Raw genomic sequence first — 1,027 nt, forward strand, 5'->3', positions numbered from 1 at the left:
TACATCTGCAAAATCCGGACTTCAGAGCCGGAAAGACTCATCCTCAATCCGATCCACCAGATGCCGGGACTGAACACCTTGTGTGTCTGAGTTCTGCTGGATGCCCCCATACCTGCCCTTGGCCAAGGGCAGGTATGGGGTGAGAGACCGCGCTGAACATCTCGTGGCAGGACCACGCTTTCCAGTCTGCGGCTCACACCTCTCTTCACCGTCTCGAACAGTTGATTGCGGCCCGTTTTGCGCGGGACCGCGCACCACAAGGAAGAGAGAGTGATATGTTCGCAGCGACTGTCGTAGTCGGTATAGACGTCTCGCGCGATTGGCTTGGTGGCTTCATTGTCCCTGTTAGCCAAAGGTTCAGAATCCCCAATACCGCAGCGCCCACGAGGCCTTAATCGTCAGGCTGAAGGCTCTCGGGCCGACATTACGAGGAGGGTTTGAAGCGACAGGAGGGCTGGAATGGCAGCTCTGGCAGCACCTTGTTGGTGCAAATATAGCGGCCGTCCAGCTATCTCCGGCTCAGATCAAATGCTTCGCAGGATCTCGCGGCACAGGCGCCAAAACGGATCGTATTGATGCAGAACTCATCGCGGCCTTCATGGTGTTTCGACCGGAAGCCGGTCGGACATTACCCGATGAAACCATAGTCACATTGAGGGCTTATACGACAAAGCGAGCGCAGCTTGTGGAGATGAGGAAGCGCCTGAGAGCACAAAGTTCGGCACGACGAAAGCAAGACAGTCCGGCGGAGATAATGGCACGCGATCAGGATCTGCCCGAAAGAATGGATGCTCAGATCAAAGGCATTGAAGATCAGATCCGGATCATGATCCTCAATGCCGATACCCTGCGCGACGATGACCGACTTCTGCAATCGGTGCCTGGCATTGGCCCTGTTTGCTCCGGTCTTCTGATCGCAGAAATGTCCGAACCCGGCTCGATGACGGCTGCACAGGCTGCTGCAATGGCCGGCCTTGCCCCGATCTCTCACGACAGCGGCGCCCTGAAGGGACGCCGGATGATCGCC

General features: G+C 57.1%; 1 protein-coding gene and 1 pseudogene. Both read left to right on the forward strand.

The genetic code is table 11. The features are described from left to right. Window positions 1-376: 376 nt before the first annotated feature. Window positions 377-703, forward strand: a pseudogene (locus tag EG244_RS21375) (IS110 family transposase); the annotation flags it as partial. A 123-nt stretch (window positions 704-826) separates the two neighbouring features. Beyond that, a partial coding sequence (locus tag EG244_RS21380; protein ID WP_267900311.1) for a transposase occupies window positions 827-1,027 on the forward strand: 201 nt, incomplete at its 3' end.

Source organism: Falsigemmobacter faecalis (genome assembly GCF_003863335.1).
GTDB classification, from domain to species: Bacteria; Pseudomonadota; Alphaproteobacteria; order Rhodobacterales; family Rhodobacteraceae; genus Wagnerdoeblera; species Wagnerdoeblera faecalis.